This is a genomic window from Isoptericola halotolerans, assembly GCF_003003075.1.
Classification (GTDB): Bacteria; Actinomycetota; Actinomycetes; order Actinomycetales; family Cellulomonadaceae; genus Isoptericola; species Isoptericola halotolerans_A.
The window spans coordinates 139,153-164,610 of sequence record NZ_PVTX01000010.1 but is presented as its reverse complement, the minus strand read 5'-3'; the positions used below and the strand labels follow the sequence as shown (position 1 = coordinate 164,610).

Sequence of the window (25,458 nt, the reverse complement as noted above, 5' to 3'; positions counted from 1 at the left end):
CTCACCGCCGCGGACGCCGGCCCGGCCTCAGGTCAGGTGCCGCACCGAGGAACCGTGGTGACGCTCCGCCGCCCGCACGACCGCCTCGAACCGGGTGGACGCCTCGGCCCGAGCGGTGCCGGCCCACGCCACCACCGGCACGCCTTCGCTCCTGAGCTGTCGCAGCCGGTCCTCGCGCTCCATGCTGGTCACCCGCCACGCGATGCGCAGGTGCTCCTCGTGGACGGGACGCACGGCGGGCAGGGTGTCGACGACCACGACCCGGTGCCCGCCCTCGTGCCAGGTGCGCACCATGCGCACCGGCTCGTCGTCGAGCACCGTGGAGAACAGGTACACGACGGCGTCCGCCGGCACGCGCGGCGGACGCAGCCGCCGCGCCGGTGGGCCGAGCGGGCTCGACGTCGCCAACCCGTGCAGGACGCGCCGCAGGTGTCGTCGCCCGGCGGCCGGCGGCACGGGTCGGCGCCGGCGTCCCAGGTCCTCCAGCCCCACGCGGTCGCCGGCGTCCACGACCGCCCGGGCGACCGACGCCGCGGCGTGCCGGGCGAGGTCGAGCGAGGTCGGTTCGTCGATGCGTTGCGGTCCCTCGCCCCGCCAGGTGCGCAGGTCCGGGCCGACCTCGTCGCGGGAGTCGACCACCAGCATGGTCGTGGCCTCCGCCGTCGCGTGGGTGCGACGCACGTAGAGCTCGTCGAGGTCCGGGGCGCGTCGCGCGGTGGTACGCCAGTCGATGCGGCGCAGCCGGTCGCCCGGGGTGAAGGGATGGACGTCACGCAGCTCGCTGCCGTCGCCGAGGCGCCTCGAGGTGTGCGGGCCGGTCAGGCCGCGCAGCCGGTGGGGCAGGGGCACGCGTCCGAGCGGCATCACCTGCGGCAGGACGAGCCGGTCCGGCGCCGAGGAGCGGACCGGGTCCTCCGCCGTCGACCCGCCCGCCCCGTGACCGCGGACGTCCACGACGAACGTCGACTGCGGGCCGGTGCGCACCGTCGCCAGACCGAGGCGCACCGCACGCCGGGTGGCGGGCAGCACGACGTCGACCGGGACGTGCCCGGGAGCCGCGACGCGTGCCTGGAGCAGCTCCGCCCCGGGCGGCGGGTCCAGGAGCAGCGTCGCGCCGAGCTCGCCCGGGCTCGCCTGCTCGTCGTCCGACGTCAGCCTGGTCCGGGTGACCCGGTCCGGCACGCCCTGGGCGAGCGCACCCGGTCTGCCGGACCAGCCGGCACCCACGAGGACCGGCAGCCCCACGAGCGCGACGTCCGCACGCCCGGCGAGCAGCCCCACCGCCAGGAGCAGCAGCCCCACCGACGTCCCGACGACGCCGTGCGGCGTCCGGCGCCACACGGGCTCCCCGGGCCGGCGCGTCCCGCGCTCCTGAGCCCTGGCACGCTCCGTGGTCTCGAACGTCACCGGGCCGACCCGACGGCAGCGGGCCCGGGGACGGACGCCAGCAGCTCGCGGACCACGTCCTCGGGGCGCACCGCGGCCGCCCAGGCGGTCGGGGTCAGGGTCAGCCGGTGCGCGAGCACGGGGACCGCGACCCGCTTGACGTCCTCCGGCAGGAGGTGGTCGCGCCCGTCGAGCACGGCGACCGCGCGTCCCAGCAGCAGGAGGTTCTGCGACCCACGGGGCGAGGCACCCACCTCCAGCGAGGGGTGCGCGCGGGTCGCGGCGGCGAGGTCGACGCAGTAGCCCGCCACGTCCGGGTCGACCTCGACGGCCTCGACGCCCGCCTGCATGGCCAGGACGGTCTCCGCGTCGACGACACGGCGCACCGGTGCGGCCTCCTGCCGCCGCGCGACCCGGCGCAGCAGCACGTCGCGCTCCTGGTCGCGGTCGGGGTAGCCGACGGCGAGCCGCACCATGAAGCGGTCGAGCTGTGCCTCGGGGAGCGGATAGGTGCCCTCGTACTCCACCGGGTTGGACGTCGCCACGACGTGGAACGGCCGTGGCAGCGGGCGGGTCGTGCCCTCCGCGGACACCTGGCGCTCCGCCATGGCCTCCAGGAGCGCCGACTGCGTCTTGGGCGCCGTCCGGTTGATCTCGTCGGCGAGGAACAGCCCCGTGAAGACCGGCCCGGGCCGGAAGACGAACTCGCGGGTGGCGGGGTCGAAGACGCTCGAGCCGGTGACGTCGCTGGGCAGCAGGTCGGGCGTGCACTGCAGCCTGGCGAAGTCGAGCCCGAGCACCGTGGCCAGGGACCGCGCGGCCAGCGTCTTGCCGAGGCCGGGCACGTCCTCGAAGAGCACGTGCCCGCCGGCGAGCACCGCCGCGAGCGCCAGCTCGAGCGAGTCGCGCATGCCGACGACGGCGGTGCCGATCTCGTCGAGGACGGCGCGGCCGCGGTCGGCGACGTCGGCGACGGGCAGCGGGGTGGCGGGGTGGTTCATGCGGAGGGCCTTCCGGTGCGCGGGGGGTCGGGCGGGATGCGTTCGACGGCGTCGAGCCAGCGGTGCAGGGTGCGCGGCGTGGGTGGCCGGCGGGAGCGGAGCTGGTCGACGACGTCGGCGCCGAGGATCGTCGCGGCGGCGTCCCGGTGGTGCGGGTCGGTCAGGTCGATGCCGTGGGGGGCGAGCCGGTGCTGGGCGATCGCGTGGACGCGGCGGGTGATGCGGGCGGAGACCCGCCCGTCACGGGTGAAGGCGGCCCAGCCGAGGTCGGTGACGTCGTGGCGGGCGCCGTGGCGTCGTTCGGCGGGCGGTGCGGGCCAGGCGGCCTCGGCGCCGTCGTCGACCGTGCGCCAGGCGTGCCAGACGACGAGGCCGGCACAGGGCAGCAGGAGGGCGTGGAGGGGGTCGAGCGTGCCGGTGGCGGCCAGCGCGAGGGCGGTGAGGAGCGCGACGGCGGTCGGCAGGTGGCGGCGGGTCATGGTGCGGTGCCCCGCGTGTCGAGGCTGCGGGCGATGCGGGTGAGGGCGGTGCGGGCGGCGGTGACGTCGTCGTCCTCGGTGGGGTGGGTGGTGAAGCGGGCGCGCTGGTAGAGGGTGCGCAGCGTGGCGACCTGGCCGGGTGGGGCGGGGGTGGTGGCGAGGATCGCCTGGGTGAACTCGGTGGGCGTCTGGGCGGGGTCGCGTGCGGTGCCGTGCTCGGCGGCGGCGTCCTCGAGCGCCACCCAGGCGGCGATGACCGCGTCGGTGGGGGTGCGCGCGTCGTCGAGGTGCTGCAGGGCGCGGGTGACGGCGTCGGCGAGCTCGGGCAGGGGGACGGTGGGGACGGCGGCGGTGGCGAGGTCGCCGCCGCGGTCGAGGGTGTCGGGTTCGGGCGGCTTGCGCGGGGCGTCCCGCAGCGCGCGCAGGATCGTGCGGCCGGCGGCCCACAGCAGGAGCACGAGGATGATCGCCCCGAGCACGATCAGGGTGGTCAGGAGGGTGTCGTCGGGTTCGCCGGTGGAGGCGTCCGTGCGGGGCGCGGCTGGGGGCGGGGACGGCTCGGTGGTGGGGAGTGGTCGACCGGGTCCGGCGTCGAGGAGGAGCTCGGGCACGGTCAGGTGCCAGGGGGTGGCGGTGGCGGCGCCGAGGACGACGAGCACGGCGAGGACCACCAGGGCGGCTGGGTGGGAGAGGACGGTGGCCGGGTGCGTCCGCCGCCCGGCGGGCGTCACGGGAGCAGGTCGCGGGCGTGCTGGCCCGCGACGGCGGCCGCGACGAACGCCGCGGGGTCGGCGTCCAGGCCCCGGCCCATGGTGGACAGCCGCGCGGGGCATCGGCGCAGCGCCTCGAGGAGGTCGGTGGTGGCGGGGACGTCGACGAGGCGGTGGCGCGCACCGAGGGTGGCGGCCTGGTCGTGGACGCGACGGGTCAGGGCGGCGCCCCAGCCGGGCAGGTCCTGCAGGGTGTCGTCGGGGTGCGGCACGACGACGTCGGCGCGCGCGAGGGCGACCCGGCCGTACGCGGTCAGGGAGTGGTGGGACACGCCGAGGTGCCGGTCGCGCGCGTCGGCGCCGGACACGCGCAGGGAGGCGACGGGCCGGCCGCCGAGGGTGGCGGCGGCGTTGACGGCCTCGCCGGCCGTGACCCCCGAGAAGCCCCATCGGGTCCCGGTGCCGAGGTTGCCGGGCCCCTGAGCCACGACGACCAGGTCGGCACCGACGACGTGGTGGGCGGCGAGCAGCCCGCTGTGCACGCTGACGGCCTCGTGGTCGCCGCCGAACGCCTGGCCGACGGTGAGGGTCGCCTCGAGCCAGCCGTGCTCGCGCAGCGCGGCGACGGTGCGCGAGAACGCGGCGGGCAGCGCTCCGCCGTCGGTCATGAGGTAGGCGACCCGTGGTGCGGCCGTGCCCGCGAGCGCCGCGGCGTACCGGGCGCCCGCGACGATCGCGGGCACGGCGGAGTGCAGGTCGGCGACGACGACGGGGGTGGCCGCCAGGTCGTCGGCGTCGCGCAGGACGTCGTGGTGGGCGGACTCCTGCTCGTCGACGCCGAGCACCATCGCCTGCAGCGGGGTGTAGCGGGCCTTGACGAGGTGACCGGGTCCGGGGACCGGGTCGGGGGGCACGGCGTGGGGGTCGGCGGGGGCGACGACGAGGGCGTACCCGCCGGTCCCGAGCCCGCGGGCGAGCGCCGAGACGTTCAGTGCGAGCCGGTCGCCGACCTCGGGGTCCCCGACGAGCGTGGTGTAGGCCAGGGCGCGGACCTCGCGGACGCCGTCCCCGCCGTCCGGGGCGGGCAGCGGTTCGCCGAGCCGGACGGTGAGCTCGCGTGCGCCGGGCCAGGCGCGGCCCCGGGCGGTCACGGAGCCGGTGCGCCAGGTCACGTGGTCGGCGGCGGTTCGTCGGTGGGTCGGCCCTGTCGTCACCCGTGGAAGCGTACCTGGGACTACCGTGGTGGCCGATGGCAGGTGATGACGCGGCGGGCGGCCCGCCGACCCGACCGGACGAGCGTCTGCTGAACCTCGTCATCGCCCTGGTGAACACCTCGGCGGCCATGACGAAGCAGCAGGTGCGCTCGGGCGTGCACGGATATGACGGCGCTCCGTCCACGGAGGCGTTCGAGCGGATGTTCGAGCGCGACAAGGACACCTTGCGCGCGCTCGGCGTCCCGATCGTGACGGTCGAGGGCTCGGGGCACAGCGACGAGGTCGGCTACCGGATCGACAACGAGGCGTACGCCCTGCCCCCGGTCGACCTGACCCCCGCGGAGCTCGGCGTGGTCTCGCTGGCCGCGCAGCTGTGGTCGGACAAGACGCTGCGCACGGACATGTCCCGGGCGATGACGAAGCTCGCGGCCGCCGGTGCGGCGGACGCGGCGGGCGACGCCGTCGCCGGGCTGACGCCGCGGCTGCGGGCCGCCGGGGACGCCTACGGGCCGTTGCTCGAGGCGGTCTCGGAGCGCCGGGTGGCCACGTTCCGCTACCGGGCGGCGAACACGGGCCGGGTGCGGGTGCGCACCGTCGAACCGTGGCGGATCGCCGCGCGCGGCGGAGCCTGGTACGTCGTCGGGCACGACCGCGACCGGGAGGCGACGAGGGTGTTCCGGCTGTCGCGCATCGACGGCCGGGTCCGGGTGGGTCCTGAGGCCGGTGCGTTCACCATCCCCGACCGGGTGGACGTGGACGCCGCGCTGGGCGCCCACGTCGGCTCCGAGCGCACCGCGCACCTCGCCGTCGTGCCCGAGCGTGCCCCGGTGCTGCGGGCGCGCGCCGTGGAGCCGGCCGGTGCGGTGCCGCGAGCGCCGCAGGGTCGTGACGTCGTGACGGTGCGGTTCCGGTCGTTGACGGCTCTGGCGGACGAGGTCGCGGGCTACGGGGCGGCGGTGCTCGTCCTGGAGCCGGCCGAGCTGCGCGCGGAGGTGCGCCGGCGGCTGACCGCCGCGGCGGGCCTGGACCGCGCTCCGGGGGCTACGGGCGGGACGGACGGGGCCGGCGGGCCGGAGGTGCGTCATGGTTGAGCGGGCGGACGACCGGCTGGTGCGGCTGCTGGGCATCGTGGCGTACCTCGACGGTGCCGGTCCGGTGGGCGTGGACGAGCTGGCCCGGCAGTTCGGCGTGACGCCGGAACGTGTCCGCCAGGACATCGACGCCCTGTGGGTCTCGGGCACGCCGGGGTACATGCCGGACGACCTGATCGACTTCGACGCCTACTCCCTGGAGGAGGGGCTGGTGTCGCTGACCCAGGGCCGGGGCCTGACGCGACCGCTGCGGCTCGGCACCCGTGAGGCCGTGGCGCTGGTGGCGGCCCTGCGCGCGATGCACACCACGCCGGCGGTGCAGGCCGACCCGGAGCGGGCCGCCGTGGTGGCCTCGGCGCTGGACAAGCTGACGGCGGCCACGGGGGAGGCCGCCCAGGCGGTGGACGTGCGCCTCGGCGGCGAGGGCGACGCGCGGGTGCTGGGCGTCCTGGCGCACGCGGTCACGACGGGGCGGCGGGTGCGGCTGCGGTACGTCGACGCGGCGGACACCGTCAGCGAGCGCGACGTCGACCCGGTGCGGCTGGTCACGCAGGACGACGCGACCTACCTGGTGGGCTGGTGCTACCGGGCGGCGGGGCGGCGCACGTTCCGGGTGGACCGGGTGCTGGACGCCGTGCCCACCGGCGAGGCGGTGCAGGACCGCGAGGTGGACGGTGACGTGGACGTGTTCGCCCAGGTGGCCGCGGAGGCGGGGCAGTCGGCCCAGGTGGCGGTGCTGCGCCTGGCGTCCCCGGCGCGCTGGGTCGCCGAGGAGGTCCCGGTCGAGTCGGTCACCGACCTGCCCGACGGCTCGTTCGAGGTGCGCCTGCGGGTGACGAACCCGGCGTGGCTGCGCCGGCTGCTGCTGACCAACGCCCCGGACGTCCTGGCGGTCGAGCCCGCCGACGTGGCCCGGGAGGTGGCCGACGCGGCCCGCGAGGCCCTCGCGGCCGACGACGGCGATGCCGACGACGGCGACCCGCCGCGGCTAGGCTGAGCGCATGCCGGGTTGGGGATGGACGCTGCTCGTGGTGTGCGCGCTGGTGCTCCTGGGCTGGATCGCCTGGGGCGTGGTCCGCGCGGGCCTGGCGCTGCTGCGCGAGGTGACGGTCGCGGGCCGCACGTTCGGTGCGGCCTCCGAGCGGGTCTCGGACGCCGTCGCCCGGGCCGAGGCCGCGCGTCCCGACACCTCCGCGACGATGTTCGCCTCCCGCGCGTCCCTGCACGCGCGCGTGCAGGGACGGCGTCGTGCCGGTGACCGACGCCGGGTCGCGCGCCGCGCCCGCCAGCGCGCGACCTGGCAGGCGTGGCGGTCCGGGAGCTGGCTGGAACGACGTCGCGCAGGTGTTCCACCGCACCGTGGCGTAGGCATAGACTGATGTGGCGCCGGCCCGTGGCGCGCACCGAACGCTTGGGAGTTGAAGTCCGTGGGTATCTTCCGAAACCCCGCCGTCATCATCACGCTCATCCTGCTCGTCGTGGTGCTCTTCGGTGCGCGACGCCTGCCGGACGTCGCCAAGAGCGTCGGAACCTCCTTGAAGATCTTCAAGAAGGAGGTGCGTGAGCTGCGCGACGACGACGAGGACGAGCCGCGCCGCAGCACCACCGAGAGCGCCTCCACGGAGGCCGGGTCCGGCACCGGTGCCCCCGCCGGCACCAGCGCCACCACGCCGGCGCCGCCGACGTCCGCCGCCGGCACGAGCGACCCCGGCCCCGGCGCGGGCGAGCACCGGAACGCCTGAGGGGTCCACCGTGCCCCGCACCCCCCGGGACCCCGAGGGGCGCATGCCGCTGCGCGACCACCTGGTCGAGGTCCGCAAGCGCGTCGTGCGCATCGCGTTGGGCCTGCTCGCCGGCGCCGTCCTCGGCTGGATCCTCTACGACCCGCTGCTCGCGGCACTCGTGCAGCCGCTGCAGGAGGCCGCCGCACGGCGCGGCGCGCTCATCGGCCTGAACTTCGACGGTGTGGCGACCGCGATCGACATGCGGGTCAAGGTCTCGCTCTTCCTCGGCGTCCTGGTCTCCAGCCCCTGGTGGCTGTACCAGGTCTTCGCCTTCGTCAACCCCGGCCTGACCCGCAGCGAGCGGCGCTACGTCTACGGCTTCCTGTTCGCCGCCGTGCCGATGTTCCTCGCCGGGGCCGGCCTGGCCTGGTACGTCCTGCCCTACGTCGTGCAGGTCCTCAACGACTTCGTGCCCGAGGGCAGCTCGAACCTCGTGGGCGCCCAGCTGTACCTCAGCTTCGTCATGCGCCTCATCCTGGCCTGCGGCATCGCGTTCCTCGTGCCGGTGTTCATGGTGGTGCTCAACCTCATGGGCACCGTGCGCGCACGCACCTGGCTGGCCGGCTGGCGGTGGGCGATCCTGGTGTCCTTCCTCTTCTCCGCGATCGTGACCCCCACCATGGACGTGCTCAGCATGTTCGCGATCGCCGGTCCCATCTGCGCCCTGTACTTCATCGCGACCGGGATCTGCTTCCTGCACGACCGGCGCGTCGACCGCCGCCGCGTCGCGCCCGTCGGGTGACGCCGGCCGTCACCGGCGGCGCACGACGCCTGGGTGTGGTGGTCAACCCCGTGGCCGGCGGCGGGCGCGGTGCCCGGGCCGGGCGCGAGCTCCTCGACGCGCTGCGCGCCGCCGGGCACGACGTGACCGACCTGTCCGGCAGGGACCTGCAGCAGGCCACCGCGCGCGCCCGCACCGCCGTCGCGACCGGGAGCCTGGACGCGCTCGTCGTCGTGGGCGGGGACGGCATGGTCCACCTGGGCACGCAGGCCGTCGCCGGCACCGGGACGCCGCTCGGGGTCGTGGCGGTGGGCACCGGCAACGACTTCGCCACCTGCCTCGGCCTGCCCGTGCGCGACCACGTCGCGGCGGGCTCCGGTCTGCTGGCGGCGCTGGCAGCCGGGGCCGCGCGCGCCGTCGACGCGATCCGGGTCACCTCGCCCGGCCGGCCCGACCGGTGGGTCGCGGGTGCCGTGTCCGCCGGGCTGGACGCCGCCGTCAACGCCCGCGCCAACGCCATGCGGCACCCCCGCGGTCCGGCGCGCTACACCCTGGCCGCGCTCGCCGAGATCGTCGCCTTCCGCGCCTGGGCGTACACCCTGCACCTCGAGGACGTCACCGACGCCGCAGACCTGCCCCTGACCCAGCCCGACGGCGGCACCGGCGCACGCACGTGGACCGGCCGCGCCGCCATGGTCACCGCCGCGAACACCGACCGCATCGGCGGTGGCATCCGCGTCGCCCCGCACGCCAGCGTCGACGACGGTCTGCTCGACGTGCTCGTGGCCCCGGTGCTCACCCGCGCCGGCGCCGCGACGATCTTCCCGCTGATGTTCTCCGGACGGCACGTGCACCACCGTGACGTGCATCTGCTGCGGGCCCGTGCGGTGACCATCGCCCCGGCACCGCCACCGGCCGCCGACCTGCCGGCCGGCACCACCTCGCTGCCCGAGGCGCACGGCGACGGTGAACGGCTGGGCCCCCTGCCCGTGACCGCCCGTGCCGTGCCCGGCGCCGTCCGGCTGCTGGCCGACGGGCGGCCCTGAGCATCGCCCCTGGCGGCCCGCAGCGACCACCGAGCGGCGGGTGGACGCCGAAGTCACCGTAGGCTGGCGAGCATGACGGCCGACCTCAGCCCCGCCGAGCGGTACGCCGCCGCTCGAGCCCGCTCCGCCCGCGACAAGGCCGACGCCCTCGGCGAGCTCGGACGGTTCCGCACGGTCCTCGACTTCGAGCTCGACCCGTTCCAGGCCGACGCCTGCGCGGCCCTGGAAGCCGGACGCGGTGTCCTGGTCGCCGCCCCGACCGGCGCCGGCAAGACGGTCGTGGGCGAGTTCGCCGTCCACCTGGCGCTGGCCTCCGGCACGAAGGCCTTCTACACCACGCCCATCAAGGCGCTCAGCAACCAGAAGTTCAACGACCTGGCGCGGCGCCACGGCGCCCAGAACGTCGGCCTGCTCACCGGCGACACCTCCATCAACGCCGACGCCCCGGTGGTCGTGATGACCACCGAGGTGCTGCGCAACATGCTGTACGCCGGTTCGACCGCGCTCGAGGGTCTGTCCTACGTCGTCATGGACGAGGTGCACTACCTCGCCGACCGGTTCCGCGGTCCCGTCTGGGAAGAGGTGATCATCCACCTCCCCGACCACGTCCAGCTGGTCTCGCTGTCCGCGACCGTGTCCAACGCCGAGGAGTTCGGCGACTGGCTGGCGACCGTGCGCGGCGACACCGCCGTGGTGGTCAGCGAGCGCCGGCCCGTGCCGCTGTGGCAGCACGTCATCACCGCACCCAGCGAGCCGCGCGGCGTGCCGCGGCTGTTCGACCTGTACGCCGGGCACGTCGACCCGACCGACCCGGGCACGAACCCGCCGATCGACCCGGACCTGGCGCGGCTGTTCCACACCCACGGGCGGTCCGACGGCGGCACGCAGCGGGGCCGTCGTGGTCGCGGAGACCGCGGCTACCGGGGTCGCGGCGGTGCGCGCCCCGCCGGGGGAGCGGTGCCGCAGCGTCGCACGCCGCGGCGCTTCGGCGTCGTCGAGGCGCTGGACTCCGACGCGCTGCTGCCGGCGATCTACTTCATCTTCTCCCGGGCGGGCTGCGAGGGAGCGGTCGAGCAGTGCCTCGGGGCCGGCCTGCGCCTGACGGACGCGGAGGAAGAGGCGGAGATCCGGCGGGTCATCGACGAGCGCACGGTGACCATCCCGCCGGAGGACCTGGAGGTGCTCGGCTTCTGGTCCTGGCAGCACGCGCTGTGCCGGGGGATCGCCGCGCACCACGCCGGCCTGCTGCCGGTGTTCAAGGAGACCGTCGAGGAGCTGTTCGCCCGCGGGCTGGTCAAGGTGGTGTTCGCCACCGAGACCCTCGCGCTGGGCATCAACATGCCGGCCCGCTCGGTGGTGCTCGAGAAGCTCGTCAAGTGGGACGGCACGGCGCACCAGCCGGTGACGCCGGGGGAGTACACCCAGCTCACGGGGCGGGCGGGCCGCCGCGGCATCGACGTCGAGGGGCACGCCGTGGTGGTCGACCACCTGGGCCTGGACCCGGTGGCGCTGGCCGGTCTGGCCTCCCGCCGCCTGTACCCGCTGCGCTCGAGCTTCCGCCCGACGTACAACATGGCGGTCAACCTGGTCAGCCAGGTGGGTGCGGAACGGGCACGGGAGGTGCTGGAGACCAGCTTCGCGCAGTTCCAGGCGGACCGTGGCGTGGTGGGGCTGGCCAAGCAGGCGCAGGCGCACGCCGAGGCCCTCGAGGGCTACTCCGAGGCGATGACGTGCGAGCGCGGCGACTTCGCGCAGTACATGTCGATCCGCCGGGCGCTGACCGACCGCGAGAAGGAGCTCTCGCGCGCAGAGCAGGGCGCCCGGCGTGCCGACGCGGTGGCCTCGCTGGAGAAGCTGCGCCGCGGTGACGTCGTCGAGGTGCCCACGGGACGCCGCCGCGGGTACGTGGTGGTCCTGGACCCGGGCCGCGGCGAGGGCGGGTTCGACGGTCCGCGACCGACCGTGCTCACCCAGGAGAAGCAGGTCAAGAAGCTCACGCTGGCCGACGTGCCCGGCGGGGTGCGCACCGTGACGAGGGTGAAGATCCCCTCCGGGTTCAACCCGCGCAAGCCGGAGTCCCGCCGCGACCTGGCGTCCTCGATGCGCAACGCCCTGGGCGCGTTCTCCGACGACGGCGGCAGCGGGCGGGTGCCCGGGAGCCCCGGACGCCGGGCCGACGCGGCCTCGGACGCGCGGGTGCAACGGCTGCGCGCCGAGCTGCGCGACCACCCGTGCCACGACTGCCCGGAGCGCGACGACCACGCCCGGTGGGCGCAGCGGGCCGACAAGCTGCGCCGTGAGCACGCCACGCTGGTGCGGCGCATCGAGGGCCGCACCGGCTCGATCGCGCGGACGTTCGACCGCACCTGCGTGGTGCTGCGCGAGCTCGGCTACCTGGCCGCGGACGACTCCGGCGCGCTGCAGGTGACCGACGAGGGCCGCTGGCTGCGTCGGCTCTACGCCGAGGACGACCTGCTGCTCGCCGAGTGCCTGCGCCAGGGGACCTGGGACGACCTGCACCCGGCCGAGCTCGCCGCCGCGGTCTCCGCGGTGGTCTACTCGGGCCGTCGCGACGAGGTGGACGACCCGTACGTCCCGGGCGGCCCGCAGGGTCGGCTCGCCACGGCGCTGGACGCCACGGCGCACGTCTGGTCGCAGATCACGTCGCTGGAGGCCGCCTACCACCTGGAGGCCACCGGGCCCCTGGACACCGGTCTGGCCGGGGCCGTGCACCGGTGGGCCTCGGGCAAGAGCCTCGACGCGGTGCTGCGCGGCACCGACGTCGCCGCCGGGGACTTCGTGCGGTGGTGCAAGCAGGTCGTTGACGTCCTCGACCAGCTCGCCGTCGCGGCGCCCCGGCCCGGCGTGCGGGCCGCGGCGCGCACGGCGCAGGACGCCGTCCTGCGCGGGGTGGTGGCCTACTCGAGCCTGTGATCGTGACAGCATCGTGAACCGGCTCGTGGCGGCCGGGGCGACCAGGTGCTCTAGGCTTTCGGCCGTGACCTCCACCCTGTACCGCAACGGTGTCGTCCACTCCTCCGCGGACCCGTTCGCCGAGGCGATCCTCGTCGACGACGGGGTCGTGGCCTGGCTCGGGGCCGAGGACACCGCTGCCGGCCTGGCGGCACGTGCCGACGCCGTCGTCGACCTCGACGGGGCACTGGTGACACCCGGGTTCGTCGACTCCCACCTGCACACCCTGGAGACCGGGCTCGCGCTGGAGTCGGTCGACCTGAGCCCGGGGGCCGCCGGCGACCTGCCGGCCGCCCTCGAGGCGCTGGCGGCCGGGGCCCGCCGTCTCGAAGCCCGGGACCCGGGCGGCAGAGAGGTCCTGCTGGCCTTCGGCTGGGACGACGACGCGTGGCCCGCCGGACGCGCACCCCACCTGGGCGAGCTCGACGGGGCCACCGGCGGGCGCCCCACCCTGGCGGTCCGCGTCGACGGCCACACGGCGCTCGTGTCCTCGTCGTTCGCTGCTGCCACGGGCATCGACCGTGACCCGTCGTGGGACGGCTCCGGCGTCGTGACCGGCGAGACCTACCTGCGTGCCCGGGCCGCCGCCCACGACCTCGACCCCGCCCGGCGTACCCGCGCCTACCGGCAGGCGCTGCGGCAGGCGGCCTCGCACGGCATCGTGTCCTTGCACGAGATGAGCGCTCCGCACGTCGACACCCGCGCCGGGCTGACCGAGCTGATGGCGCTGGCCGCGGACCCCGCCGAGCCGTTGCCGCACGTGGTCGCCTACCGCGGCGAGCTGTGCGCGTCGGTCGACGACGCCCGTCAGCTGCAGGCCGAGCTGCCGTTCCTGACCGGCATCGGCGGCGACCTGACGGTCGACGGCTCGATCGGCTCGCGCACCGCCGCCATGCGCGCGGCGTACGCCGACCTGCCGTTCCCCTCCCCGTCGGGGACCTCCACGAACGGGCAGCTCTACCTCTCGGCGGAGCAGATCGCCGCCCACCTGGTCGCCTGCTCGGAGGCCGGGCTGCAGGGCGGCTTCCACGTCATCGGCGACCGCGCGATGGACGAGCTCGTGCACGGCCTCGAGGCGGCCGCCGACCGAGCCGGCGCGGGGCTGCTGCGCAGCGGGCACCACCGTGTCGAGCACGCCATGCTCGTGGACGCCGGGGCGCTGGCCGCTCTGCTGCTGTACGGCGTGGCCCTGTCGATCCAGCCGGCGTTCGACGCCACCTGGGGCGGACCGCACGGCATGTACGCCGCCCGGTTGGGCGGACCGCGGGCCTCGAGCCTGTCGCCGTTCGCGGACCTGGCCGGTGCGGGCGTGCCCCTGGCGTTCGGCTCGGACTCGCCGGTGACGCGCCTCGACCCGTGGGAGGCGGTGCGCGGCGCCATCAGCCACGCCGACTCCTCGCAGCGCATCAGCGCCCGTGCCGCGTTCCGCGCCCACTCCCGTGGCGGGTGGCGCCTCGCCGGCCTGGACCACACCGGCGCCGGCGAGCTGCGGGTCGGCGCGCCCGCGCACCTCGCGGTGTGGCGCGCCGACTCCCTGGCCGTCCAGTCCGCGCCCGGCCGGCTGTCGCAGTGGAACCCCGAGGCGCGCTCCGGCCAGCCGCTGCTGCCGGACCTGTCGCCCGGTACGCGCGCGCCGCAGTGCCTGCGCACCGTGCGCGACGGCGTCGTGCTGTTCGACGCGATCGACGCCTGAGACCATGGTGACCAGCGTGGACCCCGACGTCGGCCGCACCGCCGCCGCACCGCCGCCGCCCGCGGCGCGACCTGACCGGTGGACCTCCCGGCCGGTGACCCTGCTGCTCGCGGTCGCGGCCGGGGCCGGGCTGTGGGCCGCGTTCCCCGACGTCGACGCCTGGCCGCTGGCCTTCGTCGCCGTCGGCCTGCTGTACGCGGCGCTGCGGCGCGACGGGCGCCGTGCCGCCGCGTGGAACGCCCTGGTCGGTTTCGTGGCGATGCTGACGTTCTGGCTGCCGCACATCTGGTGGGCCAACTTCGCCACCGACACCGTCCCGTGGTTGGCCCTGTCGATCCTGCAGGCCTGCTTCGGCGCCGTCCTCGGTGTGCTGTGGACGTGGGCGCGACGGCTTCCACCGCTGCGGCTGCGCGGGGCCGGTCGACCCGGTGGGGCGACCACCGTGCGCGCATGGGGGCGTGCCGTCGCGCACGCGGGCGCGTTCGCCGTGGTGCTCGTCGCCGTCGAGCAGTGGCGTGCGGAGGTCCCGTTCGGCGGGTTCCCCTGGGGTCGGCTGGCCTGGACCATGGTCGACGCGCCCACCGGTCGGGCCGCGTGGCTCGGCGGCACCACCCTGGTCTCCCTGCTCGTCGCGTTCGCCGGCACCCTCGGCGCCCTGGCGCTGGCACAGGCCGTCGTCGCCTGGCGCACGCGTGCTGCCCGGCCGCGGGACCGCCGTCCGCTCACCGTCGCCGCGGGGCTCGTCGCCGTCGGCGCCCTGGCTGTGCTGGCACCGGCCGCGCTGCCGCTGCCGGCCGGGTCCGCCGCGGCGCCCGTCGCCACCGCCGAGCTGGACACCACGGTCGTCGACGCCGGCACGGCCACCCACGAGGCCGACGGTCCCGTGCTGCTGGCCGGAGCCGTCCAGGGCAACGTGGCCGAGCCCGGCCTGGGTTCCTTCGCCAACCGGGCCGAGGTCCTCAACAACCACCTCGAGGGCACCGCCGTCCTGGCCGACCGCGGCGAGGACCTCGACGTCGTGCTGTGGCCCGAGAACGGGTCCGACCTGGATCCGCAGGAGACTCCCGAGGTCGCCACGGCGCTCGACGAGGCCGCCACCGCGGTGGGTGCCCCGATCCTGGTGGGCGCCCAGGAGTACCCCGACACCGGCGGGCGGTACAACGTCTCGCTGCTGTGGCAGGCCGGCCGCGGCGTCACCGACCGGTACGCCAAGCAGCACCCCGCGCCGTTCGGCGAGTACATCCCCCTGCGCAGCTTCGTGCGGGTCTTCTCCGACCAGGTCGACCGGGTCACCAACGACATGCTCCCGGGCGCGGAGCCGGCGGTCGTCGAGCTGCCGCGCGACGACGGCACGACCGTGCCCATGGCCACCATCATCTGCTTCGAGATCGCCTACGACGAGATCGTCCGCGACGCGGTGGTGCGCGGCGCCGAGGTCCTCGTGGTGCCGACCAACAACGCCTCGTTCGGCTACACGGCCGAGTCCACCCAGCAGCTCGCGATGACGCGGATGCAGGCGATGACGACGGGCCGCGCGGCCGTGCAGATCTCCACCGTCGGCGTCTCGGGAGTCGTGACGCCGGACGGCACGCTCGTGGCGCGGACGGAGCTGTTCACCGCGGACCAGCTCGTCGCCGCGCTGCCCCTGCGCACCACGCTGACGCCCGCCGTGCAGGCCGGCTACTGGCCGGGCTGGGTCGTCGGCGGGCTCGCCGTCGCCCTGGTCGTGGCCGGTGCGGCCACCGCCGCCCGCGAGCGCCGCTCACGGGCCCGCTGATGCGGACGCTGGTGATCGTGCCGACGTACGACGAGCGCGAGTCGTTGCCGGTGCTGCTGGACAGGCTGGACGCCGTCGCGCCGGAGGTCGACGTGCTGGTGGTCGATGACGCGTCGCCGGACGGCACGGGGGAGCTGGCCGCACGCCGGGCCGCGGACGACGACCGGCTGCACGTGCTGCACCGGGCGGGCAAGGGCGGGCTCGGTGCGGCGTACGTGGCGGGCTTCGGCTGGGGGCTCGAGCGCGGGTACGACGTGCTGTGCGAGATGGATGCCGACGGCTCGCACCGGCCCGAGGAGCTGGAGCGCCTGCTGGACCGGCTGGCGGGCGACGACGTCCCGGACCTGGTGATCGGGTCGCGCTGGGTGCCGGGCGGGCGGGTCGTCAACTGGCCGTGGCACCGGATGCTGCTCTCGCGGGCGGGGAACACCTACGTGCGCCTGGCGCTGGGGATCGGTGTGCGGGACGCGACCGGCGGTTACCGGGCGTTCCGCGCGGACACGTTGCGGGCGGTCGACCTGGCGGCGGTGGAGTCGCACGGCTACTGCTTCCAGGTCGACATGACCTGGCGGGTGCTGCGGGGCGGAGGAACGGTGGCAGAGGTCCCGATCACCTTCGTCGAGCGTGCGGCGGGGGTCTCGAAGATGTCGCGGTCCATCGTGGTCGAGGCGCTGACGAAGGTCACGCTGTGGGGTCTGCGGTTCCGGTGGGGTCAGCTGCGCGGTCTGCCGGCACCGCGCTGAGGAGCCGCGGCGAGAAGCACGAAGTGCGGCCCTCCGGGGACGGAGGACCGCACTGGTGCTGCGCACGACCGTGGTGTGCCCACGGCGGGGCGTCAGGCCGAGCGACGCAGCTTGCCGGCGCGCAGCAGCTCGAGGCGCTCGTCGAGGAGCTCTTCGAGCTCGGAGACGGAGCGCCGTTCGAGCAGCATGTCCCAGTGGGTGCGCTGCGGCTTGGTCGGCTTGGCCTCGGGGCGTTCCGCGTCACGCAGGAGCGCCTCTCCACCGCACTGGCACTCCCACAGCGGGGGGACCTCGGCCTCGGTGGAGAACGGCAGGATGATGGTGTGGCCGTTGGGGCAGTCGTAGTGCGCCTGGAACCGCGGGGCGAAGTCCACGCCCTCGTCGGACTCCATGCTCTTGCTGCCGATGCTCATGCCGCGCAGGGAGCGGTCGGGCATGTCGTCCTCCACAGGTCGATGGGTTAGGGGCCTTGGTGTCCAACGCGCGCCTGACGGCGGTTGTTCCGCCGGGGCGTGAAGAACCGGTGAAGCGTACCGGCTCGGTCCGGGGTGGGGCCGTGTGCAGGTCAAGGCTGGCCAGCGCGGGCCCGCCACGCAAGTCGAGAACGGTCGCAGGGACCGGGTTGTGGGTGACGTCACCTCGTCGCTGACTGCGGCGCGACCGGGGGACGGGAACAATCGGGGGGAGCGGCAGGTTGGCACGGTCGATACATGCAGATGCATGAATCAGTGAGCGATCCAGGGAGTCATCGTGCAGTTCGGCATCTTCTCCGTCTCCGACATCACGCCGGACCCGACCACCGGACGGGTCCCGGACGACACCGAGCGTGTGCGCGACATGCTCACCATCGCCCGGCACGCCGACGAGGCCGGGCTCGACGTCTTCGCCACCGGCGAGCACCACAACCCGCCGTTCATGGCCTCCAGCCCCACCACCATGCTCGGTTACCTGGCGGGGGTCACCCGGAACATCACGCTGTCGACCGCCACCACGCTGATCACCACCAACGACCCGGTCCGCCTGGCCGAGGAGTACGCGATGCTCCAGGTGATCTCCGACGGCCGCATGGACCTGATGATGGGTCGCGGCAACACCGGACCTGTCTACCCCTGGTTCGGTCAGGACATCCGCAACGGCATCCCCCTGGCCGTGGAGAACTACGCGCTGCTGCGCCGGCTGTGGACCGAGGACGTCGTGGACTGGGAGGGCACGTTCCGCACCGCGCTGCAGGGCTTCACCTCCACGCCCCGCCCGCTCGACGGCGTGCCGCCGTTCGTGTGGCACGGCTCGATCCGCTCGCCGGAGATCGCCGAGCAGGCCGCCTACTACGGTGACGGGTTCCTGCACAACAACATCTTCTGGCCCATGCACCACACCCGGCAGATGGTCCGCTTCTACCGCCAGCGCTACGAGCACCACGGCCACGGCCGCGCCGACCAGGCGATCGTCGGGCTCGGAGGCCAGGTGTTCCTGCACCGCAACAGCCAGGAGGCCGTGCGGCAGTTCCGGCCCTACTTCGACGTCGCACCCGTCTACGGCCACGGGCCCTCGCTCGAAGACTTCTCGGCCCAGACACCCCTGACCGTCGGTTCGCCGCAGCAGGTCATCGACCGGTACGCGTCGTTCGTCGACGACGTCGGCTACTACCAGCGCCAGATGTTCCTCATCGACCACGCCGGTCTGCCCCTCAAGACCGTGCTGGAGCAGATCGACCTGCTCGCCGGCGAGGTCGTGCCCGCGCTGCGCACGATCGTCGAGGCCAAGCGCCCCGCCGACGACGTCCCCCTGAACCCGCCGACCCACGCCGAGCGCGTCGCGGCCGCCCGCGCTGCCGGCCGGACCGCCGCGACCCACGTCGGCGACGGCGTCGACGACGTGACCGGGACCCTCGCCGAAGGAGCACGCGCATGAGCACCGAACGTCTCCTCACGGTGGTCGCGGCGGGGCTGTCCCAGCCGTCCTCCACGCGGCTGCTGGCCGACCGGCTCGCCACGGCGACCACCGACGAGCTGCACCTGGCCGGCGTGCCGGTCCGGGTCGAGGTCGTCGAGCTGCGCGACCACGCGCACGCGATCGTCGACGCGATGCTCACCGGCTTCGCCGCGGGCGACCTCGCCGAGGCCGTCCGGCACGTCGAGCAGGCCGACGGGATCGTCGCCGTGACCCCGGTGTTCACCGCCAGCTACTCGGGACTGTTCAAGTCGTTCGCCGACATCCTCGACCCGGCCGCGCTCACGGGTGTCCCGGTCCTGCTCGGCGCGACCGGCGGCACCGAGCGCCACACGCTGGCGCTCGAGTACGCCCTGCGCCCGCTGCTGTCCTACCTGCACGCCGACGTGGTGCCCACCTCCGTGTTCGCCGCCACCGCCGACTGGGCGGGCGCCTCCGCCCCCGACGGGCCGCGGGACGGCGCCGGCGGGCTGCCGCAGCGCATCGCGCGCGCCGGCCAGGAGCTGGCCCGGGCCGTCGCGGCCCGCGAGCCGCGCGGCGAGCAGGCCGACCCGTTCGCGAGCACGCCGAGCTTCTCGGACCTGCTCGGCGGCTGACCCGACCACCGCGTCCGGGTCGTGACCGGCGCCCGGGCCGCCACCGCGGCCCGGGTAGGGTTGGGGCCATGCGCGTTCTGGTCTCCGGCGGTGCCGGCTACATCGGTTCCCACACCGTCCTGTCCCTGATCGCCTCCGGGCACGACGTCGTCGTGGTGGACGACTTCTCCAACGCCAAGCCCACGGTGATCGGCCGGCTCGAGTCGCTGTCCGGGACGCACGTGCCGGTCCACGCGATCGACCTGACCGACGCCGAGAAGACCGACCTGCTCTTCGCCCACGAGCGCTTCGACGCCGTGGTGCACTTCGCGGGGTTCAAGGCGGTGGGGGAGTCCGTCGCCAAGCCGCTGGAGTACTACCGCAACAACCTCGACTCCACCCTGTCGCTGCTCGAGGCGATGCGCCGCCACGACGTGTCCCGCCTGGTGTTCTCCTCCTCGGCGACCGTCTACGGCGAGCACGCGCCCGTGCCGTACCACGAGGACTACGAGCACCTGTCGTCCGCCTCGCCCTACGGCCAGACCAAGGTCATGATCGAACGCATCATGACCGACGTGGCCGCCGCCACCGAGGGCTTGCGGGTCGCGCTGCTGCGGTACTTCAACCCGGTGGGCGCCCACCCGTCGGGCGAGATCGGCGAGGACCCGCAGGGCATCCCGAACAACCTCATGCCGTTCATCGCCCAGGTCGCCGTGGGCCGGCGCGAGAAGCTCACCGTGTTCGGCGACGACTACCCGACCACCGACGGCACCGCCGAGCGCGACTACCTGCACGTCGAGGACCTCGCCGCCGGTCACGTGGCCGCCCTGGAGCACCTCGACACGATGGCCACCCCCGTGCGCGCGTTCAACCTCGGCACCGGTACCGGCACCTCGGTGCTGCAGATGCTGCACGCGTTCGAGCGCGCCGTCGGACGCGAGCTGGCCTACGAGGTCGGGCCGCGGCGCTCCGGCGACCTGCCGGCGTTCTGGGCCGACCCGACCCGGGCGCAGGAGGAGCTGGGCTGGCGTGCCGAGAAGTCCATCGACGACATGTGCGCCGACACGTGGCGCTGGCAGTCCGCAAACCCCCAGGGCTTCCCCGACTCCTGAGGCCGGCTGCGCCCGCCGACCGCTTGCGCGACGTCGACCCTGGGCGCGAGGATGATCCCATGACCGACGACGGCCGCACCCGCCCTGACCAGCGCTGGAACCCGGGCGCCCGGTACCGGGGCCCCATGCCGGCTCGTCGGCCGACGAGCGCTGCCGCGGACGTCCAGCCGCTGGTCGGTCGCCTGCGCCGCGGCCCGGCACGGCGCACCGCCGTCTTCGACCGTGACGTGTGGCGGCCCGCGACCGCGGGCGTGCGCCCCCAGGTCGCCGAGGCGCTGTCCGCGGCGGCCGAGCGCTACCGGCGTGGTGCGGTGAGCACCAGCGGTCTGGTCCGCGCCGTGGGGCACGCCCTGGCCTCGTGACCCGCTGAGCATGTCCCGGCGCGAGCTCGTCGTCCTGGGCACCGCGAGCATGGTGCCCACCCGGACCCGCAACCACAACGGGTACGTGCTGTTCTTCGACGACACCACGATCCTGTTCGACCCCGGCGAGGGCACCCAGCGCCAGATGACCCACGCCGGTGTGTCCGCCACCGACCTGAGCCGCATTGCGCTCACCCACCTGCACGGCGACCACTCGCTGGGTCTCGCCGGCGTCGTCCAACGGATCTCCGGCGACGGCGTGAAGCACACCGTGCCGGTGACCTTCCCGGCGTCCGGCGAGCCGTGGGTGCGCCACCTGCTGGCGGCCAGCGCGTACGACCACCACGAACGCCTGGCGCTGCAGCCCCTGTCGGTGCGTGCCGACGACGGCCCCGTCGTCGTGCCCCGCGCGACCGGGGAACGGGGCGCACCCGCGCCCGGCGACCCCCGTCCGGACGCCCCCGTGCTCACCGCCCGAGCCCTGGACCACCGGGTCGACGCCGTCGGCTACCGCCTCGACGAGCCGGACGGCGTCTCGTTCGACCCGGCGGCCCTCGCCGCCGCGGGCGTCACGCTCGGCCCCGACGTCGGTCGCCTGCGCCGGGACGGCGTCCTCGCCCTGCCGGACGGACGCGTCGTCCGGCGGGCACAGGTGAGCGTGCCGCGCCCCGGCCAGTCGGTGGCCTTCGTCATGGACACCCGCCTGTGCGACGCCGTCCATGCCCTGGCCGACGGCGTGGACCTGCTGGTCATCGAGTCGACGTTCTTGCACCGCGACGTCGAGATCGCCGAACGGTTCGCCCACCTGACCTGCCGTCAGGCGGCGTCGGTGGCCGCGAGCGCCGGGGTGCGCCACCTGGTGCTGACGCACTTCTCCCAGCGCTATGCCGAGCCGGACGAGCTGCCGCTCGCCTTCGAGCGGGAGGCGCGCGAGGTGTTCGACGGCGAGGTGACGGTGGCGGCGGACCTCGACCGGGTGCCGATCCCGCCCCGGCGTCGTGCCGGCGGGGTCACAGCACGTCGCTGACGGACACGTGCTCGAGGCCGTGCGCCTCGGCGACGCCGGCCTGGACGACGGCGCCGTCGTGGGTGTTCAGGCCGTGGGCGAGCGCCGGGTCCGCACGCAGCGCGTCGCGCCAGCCGTGGTCGGCCAGCGCCACGACGTAGGGCAGGGTCACGTTGGTCATGGCGTAGGTGGAGGTCCGCGGCACGGCGCCGGGCATGTTGGCCACGCAGTAGAAGATGCTGTCGTGCACGCCGTAGGTGGGGCGCTCGTGCGTGGTCGGGTGCGAGCTCTCGAAGCAGCCGCCCTGGTCGATGGCGATGTCGACGAGCACGGAACCGGGCCGCATGCGGGCGACGAGGTCGTCCGGGACGAGCACGGGGGCCTTGGCGCCCGCGACCAGCACGGCGCCGATGACGAGGTCGGCGTCCAGCACGGCGTGGGTGAGGGTGAGGCGGTTCGAGGAGAGAGTCTGCACGCGCCCGCCGAGTTCACGGTCCGCGGCGCGCAGGGCGTCGGCGGAGGTGTCCAGCAGGGTGACCCGCGCACCCATGCCCACGGCGATGCGGGCGGCATTCATGCCGGACACCCCCGCGCCGATGATGACGACGTGCCCGGCGGCGACCCCGGGCACCCCGCCGAGCAGCACGCCGCGGCCACCGGCGGCCTTGAGCAGGGTCGCCGCGCCGACCTGCGTGGCGAGCCGGCCGGCCACCTCGGACATGGGGGCGAGCAGCGGCAGGGAGCCGGCGGGAGTCTGGACCGTCTCGTAGGCGACGGCGGTGACGCGGCGGGCCAGGAGCTCCTCGGTGAGCGCCTTGTCGGCCGCGAGGTGGAGATAGGTGAACACCAGCTGGTCCGAGCGCAGCCGGTGGTACTCCTCGGCCACGGGCTCCTTGACCTTGACCACCACCTCGCCGGCGGCCCAGGTGGCGTCGGCGCCGTCGACGAGGACGGCGCCGGAGGCCGCGTACTCCTCGTCGGTGATGCCGGCGCCGAGCCCCGCTCCCGCCTGCACGTGCACCGTGTGGTGGTGCGCGGTGATCTCGTGGACCCCGGCGGGGGTGATCGCCACCCGGTGCTCGTGGTTCTTGACTTCCTTCGGGACCGCGATGTCCATGGTGTGCCGCCTTCGGTGTGGCTCCGGTGGGAGCGTGCTGCTGCGCCCGTCGGGGTGTGACGGCGCTCACCACCAGTGTGGTCCAGAAGTTCGACGCAGTGCCACGAACCGGACGATCGTTCGGTAGATTGCCGTCATGGTGCCAGATGCTTCAGGGCGCGGGCCGGGTAGGGTGGCGCGCCCGAACGATCTTCGGACCCGCGTGGGTGGCCAGTCGGGCCTCGAGCGCCGCCCCGTGGCGACGCTGCGGCTGGACGACGTCGACCACCGCCTGCTCGCCGCGCTGGCCGAGGACGCCCGCCTGGCGAACAACGCCCTGGCCCGCCGGGTGGGGATCGCGCCGTCGACCTGCCTGGCCCGGGTGCGACGCCTGCGCGAGGAAGGCGTCGTCCGTGGCTTCCACGCCGACGTGGACCCGGCGCTGGCAGGCCGGCCGCTGCAGGCGATCGTCGCGGTGCGGATGCACGGCGCCGCCCGCTCCAGGCTCAAGGCGTTCCTGCGCGAGCTCGCCGAGCTGCCCGGCGTGATGAACGTCTACCTGCTGGGCGGCGCGCACGACTTCTTCATCCACGTCGCCGCGCCCGACTCGGACGGCCTCAACGACTTCGTCATCGAGAACCTGTCCGCGAACCCTGGCGTCGCGCTGACCGAGACCAACCTGATCTTCGAGCACGTGCGGGCCAGCTGGTACTGAGCGACCGACGAGGCCCGCGTCAGGGCGTGCCGGAGGTCACGCGGACGAGCCAGCGGTGCAGCTCGGTGGCGAGCGCGACCGGGGCGTCGAGCTGGATCAGGTGCCCGGCGTCGGGCACGAGGGTCACGGTGCTGCCGGCGACGGCGGCCGCCAGCCGTGCTGCGCGGTCCGGGGGGATCCAGGTGTCCTGCTCGCCCCAGACGATGTGCGTGGGCACGTCGATCTGGCCGAGGTGCGGCTCGATCTCCGCGGTGAAGCGTTCGTCCGCCTGGGCGATCTGCCGGTAGAAGGCGGCCTGCCCGACGGGGTCACGCCACGGTGCGAGGAGCGCGGCGCTCTGCGCGGGGGACAGGCCGCGGTGGCTGGCCCCGGCGACGTAGGCCTCCAGCGCCCCGAGGTGCACCGGCGCCGGCAGGCGACTGAACGTGTCGGCGTGCTCGGCCACGAGGGTGAAGAACGGCGAGCCCCACGGCCGCAGCGCGACGACGTCGACCAGGCACAGCGACGCGAACCGCCGTCCGTGCAGCAGGTGCGCCCGCAACGACACCGCGCCGCCGTAGTCGTGGGCGATCACGTGCGGGGCCTCAAGGTCCCAGTGCTCCAGCAGTGCCGCGAACGCCTGCCCCTGCGTGCCGAGGTCGACGTCGTGCTCCGGTGCTTTCGACGAGGCGCCGTACCCGGGCATGTCCCACAGGTGCACGGTGAACTCGGCGGCCAGGGCGCGGGCGTACGGCGCCCAGAGCCACGAGGACCACGGCGTGCCGTGGCACATGACCACCGGCGGGCCCGACCCGATCGACGTCCAGGCGATCTGGCGCCCGCGCCACGCGAACCGGCGGTCGAGTTGCGGCCCTGTGTCGTGCACGGCCGCCATCAGTCCCGGCCCTGGGCGTCGGAGTCACGGGCATCGGTGTCGCGGGCGTCGGAGCGCCGTGCCTCCAGGGCCTGGCGCAGGCCGGCCACCTCACCCTCGGCCTGGGCGCGGGCCGCCTCGGCGGTGGCCCGCTCCCGCTCGGCCCGGCCGGCCTGCTCCCGCGCGGCCTGCAGCTCCTGCCGCAGTGCTGTGGTCTCGCCCTCGAGGCGCGCGACGGCACGCTGGGCGGCCGCGCGCTCGGCGTCGGCCTCGGCGCGATCCTCCTGGGCCCGCAGGCTCGCGGCCCGGGCCCGCTCCAGCGTGGCGCGGGCCTCGGCCAGGGCCTCCCGGGTGCCCTCGACCGCTCCGTGCGCCTGGGCGCGGGCCTCGGCCTGCTCGGCCCGACCCCGCTCGGCCTCGGCGAGCCGGCCGCGCAGGTCGGCGAGCTCGGTGCGCACCTGCGTGAGCTCGCCGTCCAGCGTGGCGGCCTGCCCGACGGCGTGGGCGGCCTCGGCGCGCGCCTCGTCGCGGGCGGTGGTCGCCGCCTCCAGCCGGTCCGCCAGGGTGGCGGCCTCCTCACGGGCAGCGTCCAGGTGGGGACGAAGGGCCGCGTAGTCGGTCTCGGCGCCGTCCAGCAACGCGGCGACCCGGGCGGCGTCCTCGCGAGCGGCGTCCAGCTGCTCGCGCGCGGCCGCCCGCTCGGCGGTGTGCTCGGCGCGGGCCGCCCGCACCGCCTCGGCCCACAGCGCCGTGACCCCCCGCTCGACGAGCAGGCCGACGCCGCGGGGGAGTGCGGGCAGCTGGGCCGCCTCCGCCGCGGCCGCGGCCCGGTCGGCGCGCCACCGGCGCAGGAAGGTCGTCGCGACGGCGTTGGAGCAGCCCGCTCGCTCGCGCACGGTCGTGACGGTGACGGCGGCGTCCTCGGCCGCGAGCGCGTCGGCGGCCGCGTACACCCGGTCGCGGGCGCTGACGGGCAGCGTTCCGGACGGCGGCGCGGGGTCGGAGGGGCGCTCCTCGGCGTCCGGCTCCCTCGCCGGGACCGTCGTCCCTGTCGTGCCGGCCGTCGTGGCGCTCATCGTCGCGGTCGTCGTCGAGTCCATCGTGGCGTCCTTGGATCAGGTCGGAGGAGGAGGAGAAGTTTCGCCAAACTACTCCTACTTCTCTCGGCAAA

Annotated in this window: 25 protein-coding genes; 16 read left to right on the top strand and 9 right to left on the bottom strand. The window is 75.2% G+C overall.

The features are described 5' to 3' along the window. Positions 1–27: 27 nt before the first annotated feature. Genes BCL65_RS14885 through BCL65_RS14865 form a run of 5 tightly spaced genes read right to left on the bottom strand, consistent with a single transcriptional unit; the run spans position 28 to position 4,790 of the window. The gene (locus tag BCL65_RS14885; protein WP_243401067.1) at positions 28–1,407 is read right to left on the bottom strand and encodes a DUF58 domain-containing protein; all 1,380 of its coding nucleotides are present in this window, start codon (positions 1,405–1,407) and stop codon (positions 28–30) included. Next, positions 1,404–2,387 (bottom strand): AAA family ATPase, encoded by a 984-nt coding sequence (locus tag BCL65_RS14880; RefSeq protein ID WP_106269279.1) that lies wholly within the window; start codon positions 2,385–2,387, stop codon positions 1,404–1,406. Before BCL65_RS14880 ends, BCL65_RS14885 begins: the two co-directional genes overlap by 4 nt. Beyond that, entirely contained in the window at positions 2,384–2,866 is a 483-nt protein-coding gene (locus tag BCL65_RS14875) for a hypothetical protein (RefSeq protein ID WP_106269278.1), read from the bottom strand. The genes BCL65_RS14880 and BCL65_RS14875 overlap by 4 nt, the downstream gene beginning before the upstream one ends. Continuing rightward, positions 2,863–3,597 (bottom strand): DUF4129 domain-containing protein, encoded by a 735-nt coding sequence (locus BCL65_RS14870; RefSeq protein ID WP_106269277.1) that lies wholly within the window; start codon positions 3,595–3,597, stop codon positions 2,863–2,865. Before BCL65_RS14870 ends, BCL65_RS14875 begins: the two co-directional genes overlap by 4 nt. Next, entirely contained in the window at positions 3,594–4,790 is a 1,197-nt protein-coding gene (locus BCL65_RS14865) for a DUF3866 family protein (RefSeq protein WP_243401068.1), read from the bottom strand. The genes BCL65_RS14870 and BCL65_RS14865 overlap by 4 nt, the downstream gene beginning before the upstream one ends. Before the next feature lie 35 nt (positions 4,791–4,825). On the opposite strand from BCL65_RS14865, the gene BCL65_RS18470 reads away from it, so the two are divergent. The 10 genes from BCL65_RS18470 to BCL65_RS14815 all read left to right on the top strand — a co-directional run bounded on the left by BCL65_RS18470 (position 4,826) and on the right by BCL65_RS14815 (position 16,618). After that, on the top strand, positions 4,826–5,881 hold the full coding sequence (locus tag BCL65_RS18470; protein ID WP_106269275.1) for a helix-turn-helix transcriptional regulator: 1,056 nt from the start codon (positions 4,826–4,828) through the stop codon (positions 5,879–5,881). After that, entirely contained in the window at positions 5,874–6,878 is a 1,005-nt protein-coding gene (locus BCL65_RS14855) for a helix-turn-helix transcriptional regulator (RefSeq protein ID WP_106269274.1), read from the top strand. The genes BCL65_RS18470 and BCL65_RS14855 overlap by 8 nt, the downstream gene beginning before the upstream one ends. Before the next feature lie 4 nt (positions 6,879–6,882). Then, positions 6,883–7,260 carry a hypothetical protein gene (locus BCL65_RS14850; RefSeq protein WP_106269273.1) on the top strand — a complete coding sequence of 126 codons (378 nt, stop codon included), beginning with the start codon at positions 6,883–6,885 and terminating at the stop codon, positions 7,258–7,260. A 48-nt stretch (positions 7,261–7,308) separates the two neighbouring features. After that, complete coding sequence (locus BCL65_RS18175) at positions 7,309–7,623, top strand: twin-arginine translocase TatA/TatE family subunit (RefSeq protein ID WP_106269272.1); 315 nt, start codon at positions 7,309–7,311, stop codon at positions 7,621–7,623. 10 nt (positions 7,624–7,633) lie between these two features. Continuing rightward, positions 7,634–8,407 (top strand): twin-arginine translocase subunit TatC, encoded by a 774-nt coding sequence (tatC, locus tag BCL65_RS14840; protein ID WP_308221120.1) that lies wholly within the window; start codon positions 7,634–7,636, stop codon positions 8,405–8,407. Next, positions 8,404–9,432: a diacylglycerol/lipid kinase family protein gene (locus BCL65_RS14835; protein ID WP_106269270.1), complete on the top strand. Its 1,029-nt coding sequence runs from the start codon at positions 8,404–8,406 to the stop codon at positions 9,430–9,432. The genes tatC and BCL65_RS14835 overlap by 4 nt, the downstream gene beginning before the upstream one ends. Positions 9,433–9,504: 72 nt before the next feature. Further along, positions 9,505–12,366 carry a DEAD/DEAH box helicase gene (locus BCL65_RS14830; protein ID WP_106269269.1) on the top strand — a complete coding sequence of 954 codons (2,862 nt, stop codon included), beginning with the start codon at positions 9,505–9,507 and terminating at the stop codon, positions 12,364–12,366. Between the two features lie 64 nt (positions 12,367–12,430). Next, positions 12,431–14,098, top strand: a complete 1,668-nt coding sequence (locus tag BCL65_RS14825) for an amidohydrolase (protein WP_106269268.1) — start codon at positions 12,431–12,433, stop codon at positions 14,096–14,098. A 16-nt stretch (positions 14,099–14,114) separates the two neighbouring features. Further along, positions 14,115–15,875, top strand: a complete 1,761-nt coding sequence (gene lnt / locus BCL65_RS14820; protein ID WP_243401069.1) for an apolipoprotein N-acyltransferase — start codon at positions 14,115–14,117, stop codon at positions 15,873–15,875. Next, positions 15,875–16,618, top strand: coding sequence for a polyprenol monophosphomannose synthase (locus BCL65_RS14815; RefSeq protein WP_106269266.1), 744 nt, complete (start codon positions 15,875–15,877; stop codon positions 16,616–16,618). The genes lnt and BCL65_RS14815 overlap by 1 nt, the downstream gene beginning before the upstream one ends. A gap of 92 nt (positions 16,619–16,710) precedes the next feature. Here the strand turns inward: BCL65_RS14815 and BCL65_RS14810 are convergent, their stop codons facing one another. Beyond that, positions 16,711–17,055 (bottom strand): RNA polymerase-binding protein RbpA, encoded by a 345-nt coding sequence (locus BCL65_RS14810; RefSeq protein WP_106269305.1) that lies wholly within the window; start codon positions 17,053–17,055, stop codon positions 16,711–16,713. Between the two features lie 313 nt (positions 17,056–17,368). Here BCL65_RS14810 and BCL65_RS14805 point away from each other — a divergent pair, with 313 nt between their 5' ends. The 5 genes from BCL65_RS14805 (at position 17,369) to BCL65_RS14785 (ending at position 21,644) form a co-directional block, all read left to right on the top strand. Continuing rightward, positions 17,369–18,529 carry an LLM class flavin-dependent oxidoreductase gene (locus BCL65_RS14805; protein WP_106269265.1) on the top strand — a complete coding sequence of 387 codons (1,161 nt, stop codon included), beginning with the start codon at positions 17,369–17,371 and terminating at the stop codon, positions 18,527–18,529. Then, complete coding sequence (locus BCL65_RS14800) at positions 18,526–19,164, top strand: FMN reductase (RefSeq protein WP_106269264.1); 639 nt, start codon at positions 18,526–18,528, stop codon at positions 19,162–19,164. Before BCL65_RS14805 ends, BCL65_RS14800 begins: the two co-directional genes overlap by 4 nt. Before the next feature lie 68 nt (positions 19,165–19,232). Next, the gene (gene galE, locus BCL65_RS14795) at positions 19,233–20,255 is read left to right on the top strand and encodes a UDP-glucose 4-epimerase GalE (RefSeq protein WP_106269263.1); all 1,023 of its coding nucleotides are present in this window, start codon (positions 19,233–19,235) and stop codon (positions 20,253–20,255) included. A 59-nt stretch (positions 20,256–20,314) separates the two neighbouring features. Continuing rightward, on the top strand, positions 20,315–20,617 hold the full coding sequence (locus BCL65_RS14790; protein ID WP_106269262.1) for a hypothetical protein: 303 nt from the start codon (positions 20,315–20,317) through the stop codon (positions 20,615–20,617). A 10-nt stretch (positions 20,618–20,627) separates the two neighbouring features. Beyond that, positions 20,628–21,644 (top strand): ribonuclease Z, encoded by a 1,017-nt coding sequence (locus tag BCL65_RS14785; RefSeq protein ID WP_106269261.1) that lies wholly within the window; start codon positions 20,628–20,630, stop codon positions 21,642–21,644. Here the strand turns inward: BCL65_RS14785 and ald are convergent. After that, positions 21,628–22,740 carry an alanine dehydrogenase gene (ald, locus tag BCL65_RS14780; protein WP_106269260.1) on the bottom strand — a complete coding sequence of 371 codons (1,113 nt, stop codon included), beginning with the start codon at positions 22,738–22,740 and terminating at the stop codon, positions 21,628–21,630. The genes BCL65_RS14785 and ald overlap by 17 nt on opposite strands. A gap of 202 nt (positions 22,741–22,942) precedes the next feature. On the opposite strand from ald, the gene BCL65_RS14775 reads away from it, so the two are divergent. Then, entirely contained in the window at positions 22,943–23,434 is a 492-nt protein-coding gene (locus tag BCL65_RS14775) for an Lrp/AsnC family transcriptional regulator (protein ID WP_243401070.1), read from the top strand. A 19-nt stretch (positions 23,435–23,453) separates the two neighbouring features. On the opposite strand, the gene BCL65_RS14770 is transcribed toward BCL65_RS14775, so the two are convergent. Together BCL65_RS14770 and BCL65_RS14765 are read right to left on the bottom strand one after the other, a co-directional pair. Next, entirely contained in the window at positions 23,454–24,299 is an 846-nt protein-coding gene (locus tag BCL65_RS14770; protein ID WP_219885666.1) for an alpha/beta fold hydrolase, read from the bottom strand. 8 nt (positions 24,300–24,307) lie between these two features. Next, positions 24,308–25,387 (bottom strand): DNA-binding protein, encoded by a 1,080-nt coding sequence (locus BCL65_RS14765; protein ID WP_106269257.1) that lies wholly within the window; start codon positions 25,385–25,387, stop codon positions 24,308–24,310. Between the last annotated feature and the right edge of the window lie 71 nt (positions 25,388–25,458).